This window comes from Thermodesulfobacteriota bacterium (assembly GCA_040753795.1).
Classification (GTDB): Bacteria; Desulfobacterota; Desulfobacteria; order Desulfobacterales; family Desulfosudaceae; genus JBFMDX01.
Map to the genome: position 1 here is coordinate 1 of JBFMDX010000015.1, position 20,912 is coordinate 20,912.

Below are 20,912 nucleotides of genomic sequence, written 5' to 3' on the forward strand. Positions count from 1 at the left end.
TGCAAATGAGTTCTATCGGGGGGCAACAAAACAAGGGGGGTAAAAAAGAGGTCTTTATGGGGGACTCGCATCAGAATATATCCGGGCCAATACTACGATGCCGAGACGGGGCTGCATTATAACGGGTGGCGGTATTATGAGCCGGGGACGGGGAGGTATTTGAGGAAGGATCCGATAGGGATCAAGGGCGGGATAAATCTTTACATTTATGTAAAAGATAATCCCGTAAAGATTATTGACTTCAATGGGGGCTGGAGCGTTTCTGGAGGAGGATATGCTGGCGCTGGAGCTGAGTTCTCTTTTAATTATGACACTTGTTGCGAAGATGGAAAAACAAAAAAGGTCGCTTCTCTGACTTCATGTGTTGGATTCGGTGTTGGTACCTCAGCGAAAACGAAATTTGAATTGCCACCTATCCTCCCGTCTTTGCCACTATCTTCTAATGTTGGTAATAGGGGCAATAAATGCCCGAAGACCGGTGATGTCTATTTAGAAAAATCATTAGCATTAGGTTATTATATAGGCGCTGCAGGTGCAGTCCGAATTGGGCGAGATTTTGTGGAAGCTGAGGCATCAGCTGCTTTAGTAGTTGGAGCTGAAGTAGTTCCGATTAAAGCATGCGCTATTAATGTACTATGGAAAAAGACTATTAATGATTGTTGTAATTAGAATAGAAAATGGCGGAGGCGGAAACAATAATGGTAAAAAATGATGCGGGGAGTATTTATGGGCTATTCTTACTAAGCTATTCTGCTCTTTTGTTTTTGATATATTTAACTATGAGCGCTTTGGGGGTAATAGTTATTTCTGTTTTTAACTCAATGGTTGAGGTTGGTTTCTCAGAGATACTATTCAAGGCAGTATTTTATAGTGCAGTGATAATTTTCATAGTGTATCTCTTATCTAATATCATACTCAATATCTTTTATTATTATAAATACCTTAATAATAAGAAAAAAATGAGTAGTGGAGAAACATTCTTTTCAATAATTATTAAGCATCCTTTTTTTTGTAACACTTACTACTTCGATGAATTTTATGGACGGTATCTCCCATATATTCTATATCGATTTTTGGGGAAGTTCCTTATAGAATCTAGAAATAAGATCGTGAAATAGTTGGTGCGCGGGTGGCACCGGCAGTGTCCTAATCACCAGATCTTAACACAGGTAGTGTCCAGAATTTTTCGCACTTTCTAATGACCATATGATAGCCCAGCATTCTGTTGGGTTGGAGTTTCCAGAGAGCCCCAGGGTGTCATGACACCCTGGGGCTTCGCCGTCAGGCGGCGGCCTTGTCAATTTCCTGTAAACGATCCATATTCAGATATCGAGTGATTCCCCATTTACTCCCGGCAATGTAACGGAGCCGGGCCGCTGGTAGTGTCCAGAATTTTTCGCACTTTCTAATGACCATATGATAGCCCATCATTCTGTTGGGTTGGAGTTTCCAGAAAGCCCCTGGGTGTCATGACACCCAGGGGCTTCGCCGCGTCAGGCGGCAGCCTTTTCAATTTCCTGCAAACGATCCATGTTCAAATATCTTTTGGTTCCCCATTTACTCCCGGCAATGTAACGGAGCCGGGCCGCTACCAGCATCAAGGCTGATTGCCCGTCAGGAAACGCACCGACCACTCGCGTCCTGCGCCTAATCTCACGCATGATCCGCTCCAGAGGGCAAAGAGGATTTCCGGGTTTTCAATCAGAGATTTTGCTTTTGCAGGCAGGTTGAGGGCGGTCGCCGATGGTTTTTCGGATGAGTTGGCAAAGGCCGTCGGCGGTTATAGTTGTTTAGCGGATGTGCGGCTTTTTTTTATGGCGGCTGTTGTCAGGCCGCCTTTTTTACATGGTAGTTGTTGAGCAGGCCGCCGAGCCATGATTCACGGCAAACATCTTCCGGGTCGACAGGTCCCTGCCTCATGAAACGGAAGAGACGTCAGCCCGTTTCCGATCCATTCGGCATTTTTCCCGCAAACGGCCTTTTGCCAAAAGTATAGTAAGTTCCCTTGCCGGCGCCTTGCTGCCGCAGATAATCGTTCGCGACCAACTCGCGCAGCCTGACTTTAATCGTGTTCCGATTGGCCCGGGTAATTGCATGAAGGTCAGAAATCGATGCCCGACCTTGTTCCTTCACAATTTCCAAAATCCGGATTGAAAGCTCCAGCAACTTGCTCAGGGCTTCTTCCCGCTCAACCTTCTGCGCCAGGCTATCTTTCTGTTTCTTGAGGCACTTTAAAAAAAAGAGCAGCCAGGCCGAAAGCTCTGCGTCACCCTTGCCAATAGTTTTCTGGGCTTTCCGTAAAGCCAGATAATACCCTTCCTTGTTTTGTTCGATAACACTTTCGAGCGAGCTGTAAGGGACATAAAGATATCCGTTTTTAAGCAAGAGCAAGGTGGTAAGTATCCGTGCCAGTCTGCCGTTGCCGTCCTGAAAGGGATGAATCGCCAGAAAATGCACCACAAAAATTGCCGTTACCAGGAGCGGGTGCATTCGGTTCTCTTTAAAACAGCTTTTAGCCCATTGAACCAGGGCCTCCATTCTGGCAGGTGTTTCAAAGGGTGAGGCTGTTTTGAAAATGATTCCCAGACTTTTCCCGTTTTGATCAAAAGCTTCCACGTGGTTCGGCAGTTTTTTGTATTCTCCCCGATGCCGGATATCTTTTGAACTGAACTGCAAAAGAATCCGATGCAATTGTTTGATATGGTTCTCCGTCAGCTGTATGTCCTCGTAAGATTCAAAAACAAGGTTCATGGCCGCGGCATATCCGGCAACCTCCTCTTCGTCCCTGCTGCGAAAAGAACGGGTATCAAGCCCGGCCAGCAGGGCTTCGACTTCCTGATCGGTCAGCTTGACTCCTTCGATCCGGGTCGATGAACCGATCGACTCGATGGTGGCTATTTTTTTGAGGGTATTCAGCCGGTCCGGGGCCAGATTACCTATAGCTCGCCATGTCCCTTTAAACTCATCAATTTCAGAGATAAGCCGCAATATATCATTTGTGATATTAACGATCGGCTCTTTCATCTTGTCCCTTTCCAATACCCATAAAGATACCCGTATATACCCAAAAAAACGTGACCTGTCAATATGGCAATAACAACATAACAACCAGCCGGCCGGCAACCTGACGGCCATTGACGAGGCCGCCGGCCACCGCCGGGAATACACCTATGACGCGGCCTGCCAGATGAGCGCCGCCCGGTATTACGGCCCGTCCGACCATACCACCCCGGTCAAAACCGTGACGTTCACCTATGACGCCCTGGGCAACCTGCTCACCTGGGATGACGGCACCTGTTCCGGCGCTTACACTTATGACGCGCTGGGCCGCAAGCTGTCCGAGACCGTGGATTACGGGGCTTTTAGTCTCTCCTACGGCTACACTTACTACGCCAACGGCCTGAAAAAAACCTTCACCGGCCCGGACAACACCACCCACCAGTACACCTATGACGAGAACAACCGGCTGGTCAGCACGTTTATCCCGGGCCAGGGCTACATCACCGACACCTTTGACGCCGAGAACTGGAACAGCCCGGCGGCCACGGCCCTGCCCGGCGGGACCACCGCGACCTTCACCTATGACGGTCTCATGCGGATCAAGTCCATCACCGCCAACGACCCCACCGGCAACCCCCTGATGAGCCGGTCTTATGAATATTCTCCATCCGGCAACCTGACCGCAAAAACCACCGAGGCCGGCAGCCACGCGTTCCAGTACGACCTGCTGGACCGCCTGACCCAGGCTTCCTCGTCATCCTCCGGGGAAACCAGCATCGACGAAGCCTACACCTATGACGCCGACGGCAACCGCCTGACCTCGGCCGACCGGAACGGCGCCTGGGCATACAACGAAAACAACGAACTGTTGTCCATGCCGCCGTCATCTTCCTCCTCTACCGGGGGGGCCAGTTACACCTACGACGACAACGGCAACCTGACCGGCAAGACCGTGGACGGGGTCACCACCGGCTACGTCTATTCTCCGGACAACCGGCTGATCCAGGTCTGGAACGGCCAGCCCGGCTCCGGCACCCTGATCGCATCCTACGGTTACGACCCATTCGGCCGGCGCCTGTGGAAAGAGGTTGACGGGGTAAGGACCTGTTTCTTATACTCGGATGAAGGCCTCATCGGAGAGTACACCGCCGCCGGCGCGGAACAGAAAACCTACGGCTGGCGTCCGAACACCCTCTGGGGCACGGACCCGCTCTTTCTCAAGACAGGGGGCCAGTATTACTGGTTCCAGAACGATCACCAGGGCATCCCCCAGAAACTGGTCATGTCCAACGGGTTGGTGGCCTGGGACGCCCGGTACGACGCGTTCGGCAACGCCCAAATCACCGCCACGGGCCTGGTCAACAACCTGCGCCTGCCCGGCATGTACGCCGACACCGAAACCGGCCTGTACTACAACTACCAGCGCTACTTTGATCCGATCGCCGGCCGCTACATCACCGCCGATCCGTATCAGGACAGCCTCAACCTGTATGTGTACTGCTACAACAATCCGGGGAGATTGATCGACCCGTTCGGGCTGTGCGCGCTGAGGGGGCTGTTCGGTTCGTTTACGCTGGGTTTTATTGACGATGCATTAAACTTCATAATGCGTATCGGGGCAAGGGCCTGGGATTGGTGGAATGACCAGGCATTGATGATCGGCGAGTTTTGGCTTAGCAGGCTGGATAGTGTTCAAGCGTGGCTGGATGCAATTGGATGGTTCGACCCAACCGGTCTTGCGGATGCGACCAATGCGTTTATTTATTTGCTTCGGGGGCAATTTGGGTATGCAATAATATCTGGTATCTCCATTGTTGGCGGAGATATCGTCAAGGGGCTGAAATACGGGGGGAAGGCCGCTAGTGCTTCAAAGAGTGGAGGGCGTTTAGGAAGTCAAATAACCCGCCAGCATGTTTCTGATGTAGCAACAGAAATGGAATCAAGAGGATGGGAAATTACTCATGGCGGCGGACGTTATCCTGAGGAATATTTGCCCGGGCCTGGCGGTGCACGAAAAGGGTCCTCCTATCCTGATATCAGTGCAACAAAAGACGGGCGTACTCTCCGAGTCAATACAGTAGACACATACGCTGATGGTGTAACGCCGACAACGCGGGAAGCCACCAATGCTACTCGCATACGAGAACAAACCGGAGAACACCTGCTACTTGTGCCGAAACCCAAACCTTAATATTAGGTGACCTTATGGCAAAAAATCTTACTCCTTTTTTTGCTACAGAAAACGATTTGAACTCATTACTTGAACGAGTGTCGTCAAAGCGAGCTATTCAGATTATTCCATGTGGTTTATTTGATGCACCTGAGATTAAACCATCAACTGAAGTTTCAAAACTCAATCCGGGCTCGAATTATCTGGTAGCAGATCGTAATCTTTCTGTCGAAATAAGAGCTGTGCCTCAACGCAAAGGTGGAGAGAAGTATGCTGTTGATCAACTATCAAATCAAAAGACTGTAGTATTGCGACCTGGTGGATTAGTTGACGCTCGTTGTTTAATTGCCGGACAAATCGGAACCACAATCGAAGAAACGACTTCATTGGAAATCTACAAATTATTTGTGTCTGAGCTACGCAGGCAATTTATAAAGATTAAATCCTATTATGTCGGGCAGGAAGCTTCCAGTTTACTCGATAAAGGAATTAGGTTGACTGCAAACCCAAAGTCGCCGATGACATATGATCTTGTTCGTTAGTCGTTATTCCCTGTACTATACAAAAATTCATACGGACTAAAAATTAGGCCTATCAAGGGCTTAAGGCAGAAAATCAGATCAGAATCTCATCCGTTTTTGGAGGGCGTGGAGCAGGGCAAAGAGAATTTTCGGGGTTTCAGTCAGAGATTTTACTTTTGCAGTCAGGGCGAGGGCGTTTGCCGATGGTTTTCCAGATAAACTGGCAAAGACTGTCGGCGATTGTCGTTGTTTAATGGATGTGCGGCTTTGGTTATAAAGCGGCTGTCGTCAGGCAGCCTTTTTTACATGGTAGTGATTGAGCAGACCTCCGAGTAATGATTCACAGCAAACATTTTTCGGGTGGGCCGGTTTTTCCGGATAATCAAATCCCTCCGGTATGAGATTGTCGATGCCCTGGTGCGGCCGCTGCCGGTTGTGATGAGTTTCGATACAGCGCAGGACGTGACGAAAATGCTTTCCTCCCAGGGGGATGATGTTATCCAGGGTTTCTCTGGCTTCCCGGACAAACCGTTCCGCATAGGCGTTACACATGGGGGCATGGGGCGGCGTTTTGACGATTTTGATGCCGTCGGTCTTGATGATGAAATCAAACGGCAAAAAACTGGCGTCACGGTCGTGAATGATATAGCGGCAGGAGGCCTTGTCATCGGCAAATTTCATGGACAGGTTTCTGGCCTGCTGCTGCATCCAGGCGGAGTCCGGGTTGGGCGTACAGCCGGCAATATGGACGCGGCGGGTGCCAAGGTGGATGAAAAACAGCACGTAAAAAGTGACCAGCCCGGTTTTTGTCCAGACCTCTTCGGTAAAAAAGTCAGTGGCCCAGGCAACGTTCAGGTTGGATTGGGAGTTTCGGGGACACAATACTAAATTAAGCCCGGCCCGGGGGCGCCGTGCAGCTCTCCTGGGCGGCGGCTACCGGCTTTACCGGGGTACGGTCCACAACACGAATTCCAGTACAATTCCAGTACCAGTAACCGGAATTCCATATCCTAAAAAGTGAGACCGGGCTGCATTACAATAAGTATAGGTTCTATGATCCTGAGGTCGGGAGGTATCTGAGGAAGGATCCGATTGGGTTAGAAGGGGGGATGAATCTTTTTGTTTATGTTTCAAACAATCCAATGAACTTTATTGATCCGCAAGGGACTGAGTCACTAACAACTTACGATCCTATTACAGAACTTTTTATTAAACAAAATAAACCTGAACCGCTTTCACCTGCGCCATCGGCAGGCACCAGAATTCCGGGAGGTGAAGCAGGTAATGCATTGCAGTGCTTAGTAAAATGTTTAGGATACAGTGTCAGTCTAATGGTAACTGGTGGCTCAGAGTGCACACTTCAGGGATTTCATACACCAACCAGTAAGACGCCTAATAGCAAGCATTGTACTGAACAAGCATTTGACCTAAGTCCTAGCTCCGTTCGTGGCCCAGGGGAAAAGAGAGTATTGTGCTGTGCAATAACGTGTGGAATTAAGTATGCTAAGTATGAACCACGACCAGCCCACTATCATTTTCAGACTGTAAAAGAAAACACGCGAGGGATTTTGCCTAAAGAAGAAGAATGTTGTCCAATATATCGTTGAGATTAGTGCGTGATTATCGAAAACACATTGTCTTCAAATCTATTATTATAGGTCAATTCAGATAAGGTTGGTTTGAGAAACAAAAAGGTGAACTTAATATGAAAAAAACGGGGGGGCGATCTAAGGGTAATAGCTGTATTAAACTCTTATTTATTTTAATTCTACTATTGTTATGGATTGTCACTGTTAATGGAGAAACTTCAGATCTACCGAAGGTACCATATCACGACTGGGGAGCAACAGTTTCGGGGACACAATACTTAATTATTAAGCTTTTGCATGTCACCGTTTTTCCCGTTTTTCTTTGATTGACAGTGGCGGGGGCGTAAGGGTACTGTTCATTTCATGGCCAGGATGGCAAGAGTCATAGCGGTAGGGATGCCGCATCATATCACGCAGCGTGGCAATCGGCGCCAGCAAACTTTTTTTTCCAAGGAAGACTATACCGCCTACATCGAGCTGATGGCGGAGTGGTGCGTCCGGCATGCCGTGGATATATGGGCCTATTGTCTGATGCCCAACCATATCCATCTTATCGCCGTGCCTTCAAATTTGGAGGGCCTGCGGCGGGCCATAGGCGAGGCGCACCGGCGGTATACGCTCAGGATCAATTTTCGGAAAGGCTGGAAGGGGTATCTGTGGCAGGGCCGGTTTTCTTCTTTTGTGATGGACGAGCGCTATGTGCTGGCCTGCGCCCGCTATGTTGAAAACAATCCTGTCCGGGCAAGGCTGGTAAAGCAGCCGGAACAATGGCCTTGGAGCAGCGCGGCGGCTCATATCGCCGGGGAAAACGACCAGCTGGTGAATGTCGCACCGATGCTTTCGCTGATCCGGAGCGATTGGCGGCAATTCCTGGCCGGCGCTTTACTGACGGAGGAAATGAGGGAAATCCGGAAACATGAACGAACCGGCCGGCCTCTGGGCAATGCCGGGTTTGTCGAGGGGCTGGAAGAAAAGCTCGGTGTGGCCTTAAAGCCTGGTAAACGGGGGCCGAATCGGGGACATGGCACTTCATCCTCTGGTGACTAATTGGGTTGTCCTTTATATTTTCATATTTACAGAAAGGCCATGATGAACGTCATGAATACCAGGCAGAAATTCTGGCGCCAGGTTTTGAATATCTACGTCGAACAGAGAGTCACAAGAATCCAGGCAAGAGTTCGGCGTAATCATGGCACATAGTCGCCAAAGGTGTTTTGATGATTTGTCCCAAATGTCAGCATGAACAGGATGACGGCCATCGGGAATGCGTGAAGTGCGGCGTCATCTTTGAAAAATACGAGGCTTATCAGCAGGCCCTGCGCCGGCCCCAGTCGCCGTCCCGGGTCACCCTGAATCATCAAATCCAGGAGGAAAGGGACGGTTTCTTTTCCATTATCAACGAAATCCTGTTCCATGTTCCGGATGAGGTGAACGCTATTTCCTTCTGGGCGCGGGCGGTATTGCTGGCGGCGTTGTTTGTCTGGGGCTGGAAACTGATCCTGGCGCCCATTGCCGGCAACACGTCGGGCAATGCTTTCATGCACCTGGTCAATCTGCCGTTCCACGAGGCCGGGCACCTGATCTTCAGTCCCCTCGGCCGGATCATGCGTTCTCTGGGCGGCACCCTGGGACAGATACTGATGCCCGCGGTCTGCATGGTGGTGCTGCTGATCCAGACCCGGGACACTTTCGGCGCGGCGGTGGTGCTCTGGTGGATCGGCGATAATTTCCTCGATATCGCGCCGTATATCAACGACGCCCGGTCCCTGACCCTGCCGCTGCTGGGCGGCAATACCGGCCGGAGCGCCCCCTATGGGTTTCACGACTGGGAGTTCATCTTAAAGGAGCTCCATCTTGCCCAATACGATCATCTCCTGGCTAACACGTCCCATAAACTGGGCGCCCTGATCATGCTGCTGTCATTTGCCTGGGGGGCCGTTGTGCTGTTCCGGCAGTATAAGAATATGGGGCAATGAACAGAAGCGAAACGGGTATGTATTTGATATTAAAGAAAAAAGAACGAAAAAGGGGTTGCCCGGTGAACCGGATAACCCCTCAATCTGACATACTTTTATTTGGTGCCGAGGGACGGAATTGAACCGCCGACACAGGGATTTTCAGTCCCCTGCTCTACCTGCTGAGCTACCTCGGCTTGGCTTAATCGGACAAGTTTGGTTTTTAATCGAACAATTTATCCTTGTCAAGGGAATTAACGCGGAGAGTCTTTTTTTCCCATATCCCCGAACAGGGCCTGGACAATGGCGCAGGCCGCTACGGCGGCGGTGTCCGCTTTGAGAATGCGGGGGCCCAGTCCGGCGCAGAAAAACTCATTCTCCCGGGCCAGTTCGATTTCCCGGGGCGAAAACCCGCCCTCCGGGCCCAGCAGAAGCAGGATGGAAACCGGGGCGGTATGACGCACCCGTTCCCGGATGAGGTGGAGGGCGTCTCCGGCTCCGTCACTGAAGAGGATATTGAGGTCATGACGCCGGCGCAGAACCAGGGCTTCCGAGAACTCGGCCGCCGGGTAAATTTTCGGTATCCGTCCACGCTGGCATTGCTTGACCGACTCCTTAACGATGGTCTGCCAGCGGTCGGTTTTTGACGGTTCGTTTTGACGGTCGATTTTTATGACGGATCGTTCCGTCTGGAGGGGGATCCATCCGTCGATGCCGAGTTCGGTAAGCTGGCGGAGGACTGTGTCGGTTTTTTTGTTTTTTAACAGGGATTGTCCCACGGTGATGCGAACAGGCGAATCGTTCAGGCAGGAGAACGATTCCGTCACTTCAACCGTGACGGTGCCGTCGGATATGCCGGAGACATGGGCCCTGAACTCATGGTCCGCACCGTCAAACAGCCAGATTTCATCCCCCGGCTGCATCCGCAGCACATTGACGATGTGATTGGCGTCCGGATTTTCGATCACAACCACGGCTCCCGGTCCGGCCGGTTGGTTGATAAAAAAGCGTCTCATAAAAGCGCCTGAGATTTAAACGTCTGTTGCTCTTTTTGCAGGGTCCGTCCGAAAACCCATTTTTCTTCTTTCATATCTATCAGTTGTCAGCCGGAAATTCAAACCCATTGAAGACCGTCCTGACGAACGGGCAGGGGGATCCTGAAAGGTAAACACCTTGACATGTTTTGTAAGGGCTGATATTTATATTATATTAAGGTTTAATGGATAAAAATTCCGGTCCCGGGAGCAGCGGGGACGGTTTTTTAAAGAATGGTTTGGGATCAATGCCTTTTGATGGTTTCCGGGAAGGCGGAAAAGAATCAGAAGGCATGATAATGTTGATCACAACGTCGCCTTGAGGGGGAAGCATGGCAGACAAGAAAAAAGCGAATCAGGACGCCGGGTCCGATAAGGAAAAGCCGAAATCCGCAGGTAAGGCAACTCCACTCATGGCGACGGACGCGGACTTGGAAATTCTCGAAATGACGGAACGGACGCTGGTCATTCCCACAGGTGAGGATGAAGAAACCATCTGTCTCAATGATATCATGGATGATGATGAGGGGATCGATGCCGCTGAAGTGGCCGAAATCGCTGACGGTGGAGAAGACATGCTTGATCTGACCGGCTCGTCGAACGGATCCGCCGATGACGACATATTGGATTTAACGGATGAGGTGGAAAACGATGAAGCGGTCGTCGAATTAACCGAAACAGCCGACGATGAAAACGTGCTGGAACTCAGCGATACCGCGGACGGAGAGGACGTTCTTGATTTAACCGGTGATGAGGATGAAATCCTGGACCTGGAGGACGGGGAAGACGGAGACGCTATCCAGCTCGAGGACGCGGCGGACGAGGAAGCCGTTCTGGATTTGACCGATGAGCTGGCCGCGGAAGAGGATGCCCTGGAGTTGACCGATGAATTGATCGAGGGCGAGGATGTGCTGGAGTTGACGGAGGAAGCCGAAGAAGAGCCCCTGGAGCTGACCGCGGAAGCTGAACCGGATGAGGATGTGTTGGAGCTGACCGACACAGCCGAAGAAGATGAAGATGCTTTGGTGCTGACGGAAAACGCCGGAGAGATGGAAGCGGGAGCCGATGTTCTGGACCTGATGGATGAGGCCGAAGAAGAGCCCCTGGAGTTGACTGCGGAAGCCGAACCGGATGAGGATGTGCTGGAACTGACCGATGCCGAGGAAGCGGAGGGAGGTGTTTTGACCCTGACCGACGCTGTGGAAGAAGAGGGCTTGCTGGAGTTAACTGATACCGCTGAGGAAGACGGCCTCGATCAGGCGGGATCAGAAGACAAGACGTTACGCCTGCCCACCCGGGAAGGGGATGTGCTGGATTTGTCCAGTTTTGAGCAGGAGGACGGCGAGGTCCTGGAACTGACGGAGTCGGCCGGCGAGGCGGAAGGCCAGGCGGGTGAGGACGAGGACGGGGAGTTCCTTGACCTGGAAGAGATCGCCATCGATGCGGAAGAGATGGCGGATGAAGCGGTTGATGAGGGCGGGACAGACGAAGAGCTTCTGGAATTATCCGAGGAGGACGAAGACCTGCTCGATATGACCGAAGATGTCGATGATTTTGATGAAGACGAACTGATGGAGGAAGCTGACACTTCCGATGACGAACTTTTGAAAATGTCGGAGACCTCGGAAATATCTGTCGATGATATCGATGAACAGGTTGATAAAACCATCGAAATGGATGATATCGCGGGCGTTAAGGTGGAAGAGACGACTCCCGAAGAGGGCGTCCCCGTCGGAGAAATCCTTGACATGAATGAGGATAACCTGTTCTCGGAAGCGGCTGCCGAAGCATCTGACGATGACATCGGCGGCGTAGCCCTGGATATCGGCGGGGTTCCCCCCGAGGACCAGCCGCAGGAAGATATCGAAGAAAAAGCTCCGGTCGATGAAGAATTGCTGGAACTGGCGGACACGGTGGAGCTTGAGGATATCATGAGCGCCGGTCAGGAGAACCGGGTCGCTCCCAAGGAATGGAAAAAAGCGGTTCCTGTCACGGACCGCGCCCCCGGAAAAGAGGGCGAGGGCGAATTTTCCGAGTCCCTGGATACGGAGCTGGAATCCGCCCTGGATGTTTCCGAAGGGGAATCGGAAATCCAGAAGATTTTGAGTACCGGCAAAGTGTCGGCGCATGTTCACAACCGTCAGGAGATTGATATCCCCACCAATTTTGATTCCGCCACCATTCAGGCCTGGCATGAAGGCCTGCGCAAGAAGATTCTCGAGTCCGGCACGGGACTGCTCTCCGAAGAGCAGCTTGAAAACGCCCTGGTACGGGCGATCAAGGAGACATACGCGGAAAAGCTGGAGAAGCTGATTGAAAAAGCGGTGGAAAAAACCATTCGGCAGGAAATCGACAAACTGTCCAGGCTGTTGTCAGGAGACGATTAATCCCACCATCATGTAGCCGTTCATTGAGCCGCTGCCGGACAGACGGATTATTTCATTTAACCCACATAAAAGAATTGAAAAACAAGAGGGATTTTTTAATAATCCCTCTTTTGTTAATAACGCCCTTTGGAATTAAGGGCATTTCTAAAAATTAGAATCTGGGTTCGAGGTCAAGGCGTGCGAAAATTTTAACCGGAGGAATACCTTGAAGTGTTTCGAGGCTTAAAATTTGAGCACAACGCCGACATCGAGCCAAAGGTCAATTTTTAGAGGTGCCCTTGAGTAAAGGCGAGGGGCGTTTGCTTGATAACATGTCTTCATGGAGTTTTGAAAAATGGAATCCAATGCGTTGGATAAAGGATACGACCCCAACGGAGTGGAACAGCGATGGTATGACTTCTGGGAGCGGGAACATCTGTTCGCGGCGCCTGAAGAAGGCGGCGGGGCCGCCCGGTACGCCATCGTCATTCCTCCGCCCAATGTTACCGGTATGCTTCACATGGGGCACGCCCTCAATGTCACGCTCCAGGATATCCTCTGCCGATATCGGCGGCTGCGGGGGGACAGTGTCCTGTGGATGCCGGGAACGGATCACGCCGGCATCGCTACCCAGAACGTGGTCGAGAAGAAACTGAAGGCCGAAGGAACCGACCGGCATGCTCTGGGCCGGGAGAAGTTTATCGAGCGCGTCTGGGAATGGCGCCGGGAATACGGCGGTACGATTATCCGGCAGTTGAAGCGGCTGGGCGCCTCCTGCGATTGGGACCGCGAGCGGTTTACCATGGACGAGGGCCTTTCCCGGGCGGTGCGTGCGGTTTTTGTCCGCCTTTATGAAGAAGGCCTGATTTACCGGGGCGAATACCTGATCAACTGGTGCCCCCGCTGTCATACCGCCCTGGCCGATATCGAAGTGGAACACGTGGAGCAGAGCGGCGCGCTTTATCATATCCGTTACCCGGCCGAAGACGGCGGCAAAGGCTTTGTCGTGGCCACCACGCGTCCCGAGACCATGCTGGGCGACACGGCCGTGGCCGTTCATCCCGAAGACAAACGCTATGCCGCGGCCGCCGGCCGGAAGGTGAAACTTCCCCTGACGGACCGGATCATCCCGGTCATCAGCGACACTTACGTGGACATGACCTTCGGCACCGGAGCCCTGAAAGTCACACCGGCTCATGACCCCAACGACTTTGATCTCGGCCGCAGGCACAACCTGGACATCATCAAGGTCATCGACGATAACGGCAAGATGACCAGTGAGGCCGGTCCCCGTTTTGCGGGCATGGATCGGCTGGCCTGCCGCAAGGCGGTGGTGGCTGCTCTCAAGGAGGACGGGCTGCTGGAAAAGGTCGAGGATCATGCCCACAGCGTGGGAACCTGTTATCGCTGTCACACCGTGGTGGAGCCCAACCTGTCCAAACAGTGGTTTGTCAACGTCAAACCATTGGCGAAAGTGGCCGTCCAGGCGGTTCAGGACGGGAAAACCCGGATTGTTCCCGGGACCTGGGAAAAAACTTATTATGAGTGGATGGACAATATCCGGGACTGGTGCGTGTCGCGCCAGATCTGGTGGGGGCATCGCATCCCGGCCTGGTATTGCGATCAATGCGGCCGGGAGATCGTGGCCGAAGAGACACCGTCAAATTGCCCGGCCTGCGGGGCCGGGAATCTGCGGCAGGAGGAAGATGTCCTGGATACCTGGTTCAGTTCGGCGCTGTGGCCTTTTTCCACCCTGGGCTGGCCGGACGCCACGCCCCTGCTGAAAGCCTATTTTCCCACCAGTGTTCTGGTCACGGGGTTTGATATCCTCTTCTTCTGGGTCGCCCGGATGATGATGATGGGCCTGCACTTCATGAAAGACGTCCCTTTTCATGACGTTTATATTCACGCCCTGGTGCGGGATGAAGAGGGCAAGAAGATGAGCAAATCCACCGGCAACGTCATCGACCCCATCCAGGTGATCGATGTTTACGGCGCCGACGCCCTGCGGTTCACTCTGGCGGCTTTTGCCGCCCAGGGCCGGGACATCAAACTGTCCGAGAGCCGCATCGAGGGCTATCGTCATTTTATCAATAAGCTCTGGAACGCCGCCCGTTTTTCCCTGATGCACATCGACGAGTCTTCCGCCCGTGGCGCGCTGGATCAGCTCGGACTGGCCGACCGCTGGATCCTGTCGCGACTGGCGGCCGTCCGGGGAGAAGTGACCGACGCCCTGGATCATTACCGTTTCAACGACGCCGCCGGCGCCCTGTACCGGTTTGCCTGGCATGAGTTCTGCGACTGGTACCTGGAGGCGGTCAAGCCGGATCTTTACGGCAAGGAAAGCGACCTCCGCCGGGACGCCTCCCGCCGGGTGCTGTGGCGCGTGCTGCGGGACATGCTGGTCATGCTGCATCCGTTTATCCCCTTTGTGACCGAAGAGATCTGGCATATCCTTCCGGGCACCGGGGGGTCAATCATGTCCGCCGCGTTTCCGCCGGCCGGGGAGGAGAAAGACGGGCTGCAGCAGGAGCCCGGCGCGGAATCCGAGATGGCACTGGTCATGGACGTGATTACCGGCATCCGCAACGTGCGCGGCGAGATGAACATCTCTCCGGGTAAAAACCTGGCGGTGTGCGCCCACGCGGACAACCAGGCCGTGAGCGACCGGATTGCCGCCAACCGCGACATGATCATCAACCTGGCCCGGCTGGAATCCCTGATCATCCAGCCCACCGCCGAGAAACCGAAGTTCGCCGCCACTTCCGTCGTAAGAGGCATAACCATTTACGTGCTCCTGGAGGGGGTCATTGATATTGACAAGGAAAAGGGGCGGATCGGCAAGGAGATGGCCAAGATCGGCAAGGAAATAGAGGCCGCCGCCCGCAAACTGAACAACCACGATTTTCTGAAGAAAGCGCCGGAAGAGGTGATCGCAAGGGCCCGGGAAAACAACCGGGAACTCCAGGAGAGAAAAGACAAGCTCCAGGCCACCCTGGACAAATTGACGGGGCTGACGCCATGATGGACATGTCTATTGTTGCCGTCATCGAGAACGCGCTCAAGGAGGACATCGGCACCGGCGATATCACCACCGACACGCTGGTTTCCGAATCAGCCGAAGGCCGGGGTTATGTCATCGCCAAGGAGGCGCTGGTTCTGGCCGGGATCGACGTGGCCGGTCAGGTGTTTAAGTGCCTGGACCCCGAGGTGACATTTACCGCGCTTTGCCGGGACGGCGACCGCGTTGAACCGGGAACAAGGGTGTTTGAGATCGGCGGCCGACTGCGGGTTCTGCTCAAAGGCGAACGGACGGCCTTAAATTTTTTGCAGCATCTTTCCGGCATCGCCACCCAGGCCCGTTCCTGGGTTGAAGCGTTGAGGGGAACCCGCGTTCGTCTGGTGGATACCCGCAAGACCACGCCCGGTCTGCGGATGCTGGAAAAATACGCGGTGCGCGTAGGCGGGGCCTGCAACCACCGCATCGGACTGTTTGACGGCGTACTCATCAAGGACAACCACATCGTCGCCTGCGGCGGCATTGCCGAGGCCGTGCGGCGGGCCCGGGCCGGGGTCCACCACCTGGTCCGCATCGAGGTGGAGGCGTCCACCCTCCCGGAAGTGGACGAAGCACTGGCCGCCGGGGCCGACGTCATCATGCTGGACAATATGGACCTGCCGCAGATTAGCGAAGCAGTAGCCCGGATCAACGGCCGGGCGACGGTGGAAGTGTCCGGTTCCGTTGCCCGGGACCGGCTGCGGGAACTGGCCGAAACCGGCGTGGATATCATTTCGGCCGGGCGCCTGACCCATTCGGCCAGGGCCGTTGACTTGAGCATGAGGATCGAATCCGGCGCCTGACGCGATGGTCACGGACGACCGATGGGATAATTCATGATACCGATTCGAGACATCAACCCCTCCTCCACCCACCCGGTGATCAACAACGCTATTATTGTTGTCTGCGTGCTGGTGTTCCTGACCCAGGTTACCTATAGCGGCGGGGAGGAGGCTTTCCTCCGGCATTACAGTCTGATCCCGGCCGAGGCCCGGCTGTTGACCCTGTTTTCCTATATGTTCCTGCACGGTGGATTCTGGCACCTGCTTTCCAATATGTGGTTTCTGTACATTTTCGGGGATAACATTGAAAACCGGCTGGGACCGGCGAGATACCTGCTGTTTTACATCGGCTGCGGGCTGGCTTCGGGTCTGGCGCACCTGATTTTCAACGCCGGCTCGACCATCCCCACCGTGGGCGCCAGCGGCGCCATCGCGGGCGTCATGGGCGCCTACCTGGTTCTGTTCCCCCGGGCGAAAATCCTGACCCTGGTGCCCCTGTTATTCATCCCCATGTTTTTTGAAATACCGGCTTTTTTCCTGCTGGGCCTGTGGTTTGTCATGCAGTTGATGAACGCCGCCACTTCCAGCGCCGGTGCCGGCGGCGTGGCCTGGTGGGCTCATGTGGGCGGGTTTGTGGCCGGAATCGCGGTAATGAAACTGTTCGGCGCCTCGGCGGAAACGTCCGCCGACCGCTATCGGCAGGTGGTCTCCCGGAAAACGACTCCGCGCCTGCAGGTGATTCATCCGGCCGTGGGCGGCGATGACCCTCACCTCTATGGCCAGATCGTGATTACTCCGGGGGAGGCATCCGGCGGGACAGTCAAGACCGTGAATATCCCCTGGGGCTTCCATTCCCGGCTTTACCGGGTGAACATCCCGGCCGGGGTCAGCCCCGGTACCGTTCTGCGGCTTCCCGGTCTGGGCAAACGGACGGCCGACGGAACGGCCGGTGATTTATATTTGAAGGTAATGATCCGATGAAACTGATTCGCAACTTTTCCATTATCGCGCATATTGACCACGGCAAGTCCACCCTTAGTGATCGTTTTATCCAGAAGGCGGGGCTGGTTTCCGAAAGAGACTTCCACGACCAGATTCTGGACAGCATGGACATTGAAAGAGAACGGGGCATCACCATCAAGAGCCAGACTGTTATGCTGCCTTACCAGGCTGAAGACGGCCAACGCTATCATTTGAACTTCGTCGATACGCCCGGCCATGTCGATTTTTCCTACGAGGTGTCCCGGGCCATTGCCTCCTGCGAGGGGGCGCTGCTGCTGATCGACGCCAGCCAGGGCGTGGAGGCCCAGACCGTGGCCAACCTTTTTCTGGCCATGGAGCATAATCTGGAGATCATTCCGGTCATCAACAAGATCGATCTGATCACGGCGGACGTTGACCGGACCCTGGAGCAGATCGAGGACGACCTGGGCCTGGATTCCGAAAAGGCCCTGCGCATATCGGCCAAGGCCGGTATCGGCATCGAGACCGTGCTGGAGGCCATCGTCAGCAGGCTGCCGCCGCCCCAGGGCGATCCTGAAGCCCCCCTGCGGGCGTTGATCTTCGATTCCACCTATGATGATTACCGGGGAACCATCATTCACTGCCGCCTGTTCGACGGCACGGTCCAGGCCGGAGACGAGATTCTGCTCATGTCCACCGGCGGGGTATACCGGGTGGAGGAGGTCGGTATTTTCCAGGTGGTCCGCAAGCCGGTCAAACGCCTGTCCGCCGGCGAAGTCGGGTATATCATCGCCGGTATCAAGACCGTCAGCGATACCCGCTGCGGCGACACCATCACCCTCAAAAACAAACGCTGCCAGTCGGCCATGCCCGGGTTCAAGCAGGCCAAGCCCATGGTCTTCTCCTCGCTGTTTCCCATTGCCGCCGACGATTACGAGGCCCTGGCCGAGGCCATCGACAAGCTCCAGCTCAACGACGCCTCCCTGGTCTACGAAAAGACCACCTCCGCCGCCCTCGGTTTCGGGTTCCGCTGCGGATTCCTGGGCCTGCTGCACCTGGAGATCGTGCAGGAACGCCTGGAACGGGAATACGACATCTCCATGATTGTCACGGCGCCGTCGGTGCGCTATGAGGTCATCCGTCATGACGGCACGTCCGTGTTCATCGACAACCCGGACGCCTATCCTGATCCCACCCACATCGCCAGGACCCGGGAACCCTATATCCGGGCCTCCATCATGACGCCGGACCGGTACATGGGCGCCATCATGACCCTGTGCCTGGAACGACGGGGCACCAACACTACCTATCATTATCTGACCGGCAACCGGCTGGAGATGATATTCGAACTGCCGTTAGCGGAAGTGGTCTATGACTTTTACGACCGGCTCAAGACCGTGACCCAGGGGTACGGGTCGTTTGATTACGAGGTCAAGGATTACCGCGACGCCGACCTGGTCAAGGTCGATATCCTGATCAACGGGGAAAAGGTGGACGCTTTCTCGCAACTGGTCCATCGCGGCAAGTCCGTGGAGCGGGCCCGGCAGATTTGCGACCGGCTGCGCGATGAAATCCCCCGGCAGATGTTCAAGATCGCCATCCAGGGAGCCATCGGCGCCCAGATCATTTCCCGCAAGACCATATCGCCCCTGCGAAAAGACGTTACCGCCAAATGCTACGGCGGCGATATCTCCCGCAAGCGCAAGCTGCTGGAGAAACAGAAGCGGGGCAAGAAGCGGATGAAGACCGTGGGCAAGGTGTCCATCCCCCAGTCGGCTTTTCTGGCGGTGCTCAAGACCGACGAGTAGGCGGGAATACAAGGCACCGTTCGGACAAAAATTTTCATTTAATTTCAGTCATAAAGGCAATATATTCCCTTTATCGGACTTGCTTGAACGATACGGAGAGACGGACATGCCGATTATTACCATATCCAGGGGTTCTTACAGCCGCGGCAAGGAGGTCGCGGAAAAAGTCGCAGCGCGGCTGGGATATGAGTGCATATCCCGTGATGTTCTTATCGAGGCCTCGGAGATCTTCAATATTCCCGAAATCAGGCTGGTGAGGGCAATCCATGACGCGCCTTCGGTTCTGGACCGATTCCGCTTCGGCAAAGAACGGTATGTGGCTTTTATCCGGGCCGCCCTGCTGCGGCGGGTGCAGGGGGACAACATCGTCTATCACGGCCTGGCCGGTCATTTTTTTCTGCAGAACATTCCCCACGTCCTGAAAGTACGGATCATCGCCGACATGGAAGACCGGGTCCGGGAGGAGATGAAGCGGGAGGGGGTTGCTGCCGACAAAGCCCGGGACCTGATTCAGAAGGATGATGGCGAACGCCGGAAATGGAGCCTCAGCCTTTACGGCATCGACACCGCCGATGCCGGCCTGTACGACATGGTTCTGTCCATCAGGACGTTGCGCGTGGATGATGTGGTTGAGGCCATCGTGGATGCCGCCGGTCGGCCGTGTTTCCGGAATACCGCCGAGTCCCAGCGGATTCTGGACGACCTGACCCTGGCCGCCCAGGTGGAGATCGCCCTCGTGGACGAGTTTCCCCGGGTGAAGGTGACGGCGGCCGACGGGGTCGTCCATGTTTATATCACGGTGGGGTTGTCCCGTCTCACCAGCAAGAGCGAAAGCGACGTCATCCGCCCGGTGGAGGAAATCGCCAGGCTGATCGGCGGGGCGCAGGAGGTTAGGGTGCACCTCTCCCACAGCGTCATGACCGATTGAGAGATCCTTCCCCCTGGGCCCCCTGGCCCCATAGGCCCTTATCCTTCCGGCTGACCGTATCGTGTACGGCGAGTACATCTATTTTTCTTGCTTATTTAGTTTGTTTGTTGTAAAAATTTTTGCTTTGAATTCGGTTGATTGTTCGGGAAAAACGAATAACCATAAGGAGAGCAGGGCGATATGAAAAAATATGAAATAAAAGGTCTGATGGTGCCGCTTTCGGAGTACGCCACGGTTTCCGAGGATGCCACCCTGTATGACGCAGTTGTCGCTCTGGAAAAGGCCCGGAGTAATTTCCAGTCGGATCGCTATCCCCATCGGGCCATTCTGGTTTACGGCAGGAACAATAAAATTGTCGGAAAAGTAGGGTTGCTGGATGTGCTCAAATCTCTGGAACCGAAATATTCTGAGATGCAGAATCGCCCGGGCGCGAGAGATCTGGGGTTCAGTAAACATTTCATGAAATCCATGCTGGAGAATTTCCGCCTGCTGGACGGGGCCATGGAAAATCTCTGCAAGAAAGCCGGGGGGACGCGGGTCGGCAATATCATGGTCAAGCCTACCGAAGGGGAATGCGTGGATATCGACGCCTCGATCAATGAAGCCATCCACCTGCTGGTCATGGGCCATCATCAGTCCCTGCTGGTGACCGATCATGACGGCGATATCGTTGGCATTCTGCGGCTGACCGACATCTTTTCCGTCATCAGTCAGAATATGCAGGCCTGCGGGCTTTAA

At 54.2% G+C, this 20,912-nt stretch carries 16 protein-coding genes, 1 tRNA gene and 2 pseudogenes; 14 read left to right on the forward strand and 5 right to left on the reverse strand.

Going from position 1 to position 20,912, the window contains the following annotated elements:
* Nucleotides 1-75: 75 nt before the first annotated feature.
* Nucleotides 76-669 carry an RHS repeat-associated core domain-containing protein gene (locus AB1724_15285; protein MEW6079172.1) on the forward strand — a complete coding sequence of 198 codons (594 nt, stop codon included), beginning with the start codon at nucleotides 76-78 and terminating at the stop codon, nucleotides 667-669.
* A gap of 824 nt (nucleotides 670-1,493) precedes the next feature.
* Here AB1724_15285 and AB1724_15290 read toward each other — a convergent pair.
* Both AB1724_15290 and AB1724_15295 read right to left on the reverse strand, forming a co-directional pair.
* Nucleotides 1,494-1,673 (reverse strand): annotated as a pseudogene (locus AB1724_15290) (transposase).
* 262 nt (nucleotides 1,674-1,935) lie between these two features.
* The gene (locus tag AB1724_15295; protein MEW6079173.1) at nucleotides 1,936-3,024 is read right to left on the reverse strand and encodes a Fic family protein; all 1,089 of its coding nucleotides are present in this window, start codon (nucleotides 3,022-3,024) and stop codon (nucleotides 1,936-1,938) included.
* A 100-nt stretch (nucleotides 3,025-3,124) separates the two neighbouring features.
* Here AB1724_15295 and AB1724_15300 point away from each other — a divergent pair.
* The 3 genes and pseudogenes from AB1724_15300 (at nucleotide 3,125) to AB1724_15310 (ending at nucleotide 5,712) form a co-directional block, all read left to right on the forward strand.
* Nucleotides 3,125-3,181, forward strand: a pseudogene (locus AB1724_15300) (hypothetical protein).
* A gap of 6 nt (nucleotides 3,182-3,187) precedes the next feature.
* Entirely contained in the window at nucleotides 3,188-5,191 is a 2,004-nt protein-coding gene (locus AB1724_15305; GenBank protein ID MEW6079174.1) for an RHS repeat-associated core domain-containing protein, read from the forward strand.
* 14 nt (nucleotides 5,192-5,205) lie between these two features.
* Nucleotides 5,206-5,712 (forward strand): hypothetical protein, encoded by a 507-nt coding sequence (locus AB1724_15310; protein MEW6079175.1) that lies wholly within the window; start codon nucleotides 5,206-5,208, stop codon nucleotides 5,710-5,712.
* 267 nt (nucleotides 5,713-5,979) lie between these two features.
* Here AB1724_15310 and AB1724_15315 read toward each other — a convergent pair whose 3' ends face one another.
* On the reverse strand, nucleotides 5,980-6,573 hold the full coding sequence (locus tag AB1724_15315) for an integrase core domain-containing protein (GenBank protein ID MEW6079176.1): 594 nt from the start codon (nucleotides 6,571-6,573) through the stop codon (nucleotides 5,980-5,982).
* Nucleotides 6,574-6,698: 125 nt separating this feature from the next.
* Here AB1724_15315 and AB1724_15320 point away from each other — a divergent pair, with 125 nt between their 5' ends.
* From AB1724_15320 to AB1724_15330, 3 genes are all read left to right on the forward strand, one after another.
* Nucleotides 6,699-7,298: an RHS repeat-associated core domain-containing protein gene (locus AB1724_15320; GenBank protein ID MEW6079177.1), complete on the forward strand. Its 600-nt coding sequence runs from the start codon at nucleotides 6,699-6,701 to the stop codon at nucleotides 7,296-7,298.
* Nucleotides 7,299-7,643: 345 nt separating this feature from the next.
* Nucleotides 7,644-8,327 (forward strand): transposase, encoded by a 684-nt coding sequence (locus AB1724_15325; protein MEW6079178.1) that lies wholly within the window; start codon nucleotides 7,644-7,646, stop codon nucleotides 8,325-8,327.
* 170 nt (nucleotides 8,328-8,497) lie between these two features.
* Entirely contained in the window at nucleotides 8,498-9,256 is a 759-nt protein-coding gene (locus AB1724_15330; protein ID MEW6079179.1) for a zinc ribbon domain-containing protein, read from the forward strand.
* Between the two features lie 100 nt (nucleotides 9,257-9,356).
* On the opposite strand, the gene AB1724_15335 is transcribed toward AB1724_15330, so the two are convergent.
* Together AB1724_15335 and AB1724_15340 are read right to left on the reverse strand one after the other, a co-directional pair.
* Nucleotides 9,357-9,432, reverse strand: a tRNA-Phe gene (locus tag AB1724_15335).
* A 57-nt stretch (nucleotides 9,433-9,489) separates the two neighbouring features.
* The gene (locus tag AB1724_15340) at nucleotides 9,490-10,251 is read right to left on the reverse strand and encodes a 16S rRNA (uracil(1498)-N(3))-methyltransferase (GenBank protein ID MEW6079180.1); all 762 of its coding nucleotides are present in this window, start codon (nucleotides 10,249-10,251) and stop codon (nucleotides 9,490-9,492) included.
* Nucleotides 10,252-10,601: 350 nt separating this feature from the next.
* Between AB1724_15340 and AB1724_15345 the strand changes: the two genes are divergently transcribed.
* From AB1724_15345 to AB1724_15375, 7 genes are all read left to right on the forward strand, one after another.
* On the forward strand, nucleotides 10,602-12,656 hold the full coding sequence (locus AB1724_15345; GenBank protein MEW6079181.1) for a hypothetical protein: 2,055 nt from the start codon (nucleotides 10,602-10,604) through the stop codon (nucleotides 12,654-12,656).
* Between the two features lie 334 nt (nucleotides 12,657-12,990).
* Nucleotides 12,991-15,660, forward strand: a complete 2,670-nt coding sequence (locus AB1724_15350) for a valine--tRNA ligase (GenBank protein MEW6079182.1) — start codon at nucleotides 12,991-12,993, stop codon at nucleotides 15,658-15,660.
* Nucleotides 15,660-16,496: a carboxylating nicotinate-nucleotide diphosphorylase gene (nadC, locus tag AB1724_15355; GenBank protein ID MEW6079183.1), complete on the forward strand. Its 837-nt coding sequence runs from the start codon at nucleotides 15,660-15,662 to the stop codon at nucleotides 16,494-16,496. The genes AB1724_15350 and nadC overlap by 1 nt, the downstream gene beginning before the upstream one ends.
* A gap of 33 nt (nucleotides 16,497-16,529) precedes the next feature.
* A complete protein-coding gene (locus AB1724_15360) occupies nucleotides 16,530-17,456 on the forward strand; it encodes a rhomboid family intramembrane serine protease (GenBank protein MEW6079184.1) in 927 nt (308 codons plus the stop codon).
* On the forward strand, nucleotides 17,453-19,246 hold the full coding sequence (gene lepA, locus AB1724_15365; protein MEW6079185.1) for a translation elongation factor 4: 1,794 nt from the start codon (nucleotides 17,453-17,455) through the stop codon (nucleotides 19,244-19,246). The genes AB1724_15360 and lepA overlap by 4 nt, the downstream gene beginning before the upstream one ends.
* A 106-nt stretch (nucleotides 19,247-19,352) precedes the next feature.
* Complete coding sequence (locus tag AB1724_15370) at nucleotides 19,353-20,174, forward strand: cytidylate kinase-like family protein (protein MEW6079186.1); 822 nt, start codon at nucleotides 19,353-19,355, stop codon at nucleotides 20,172-20,174.
* A gap of 180 nt (nucleotides 20,175-20,354) precedes the next feature.
* Entirely contained in the window at nucleotides 20,355-20,912 is a 558-nt protein-coding gene (locus tag AB1724_15375; protein ID MEW6079187.1) for a CBS domain-containing protein, read from the forward strand.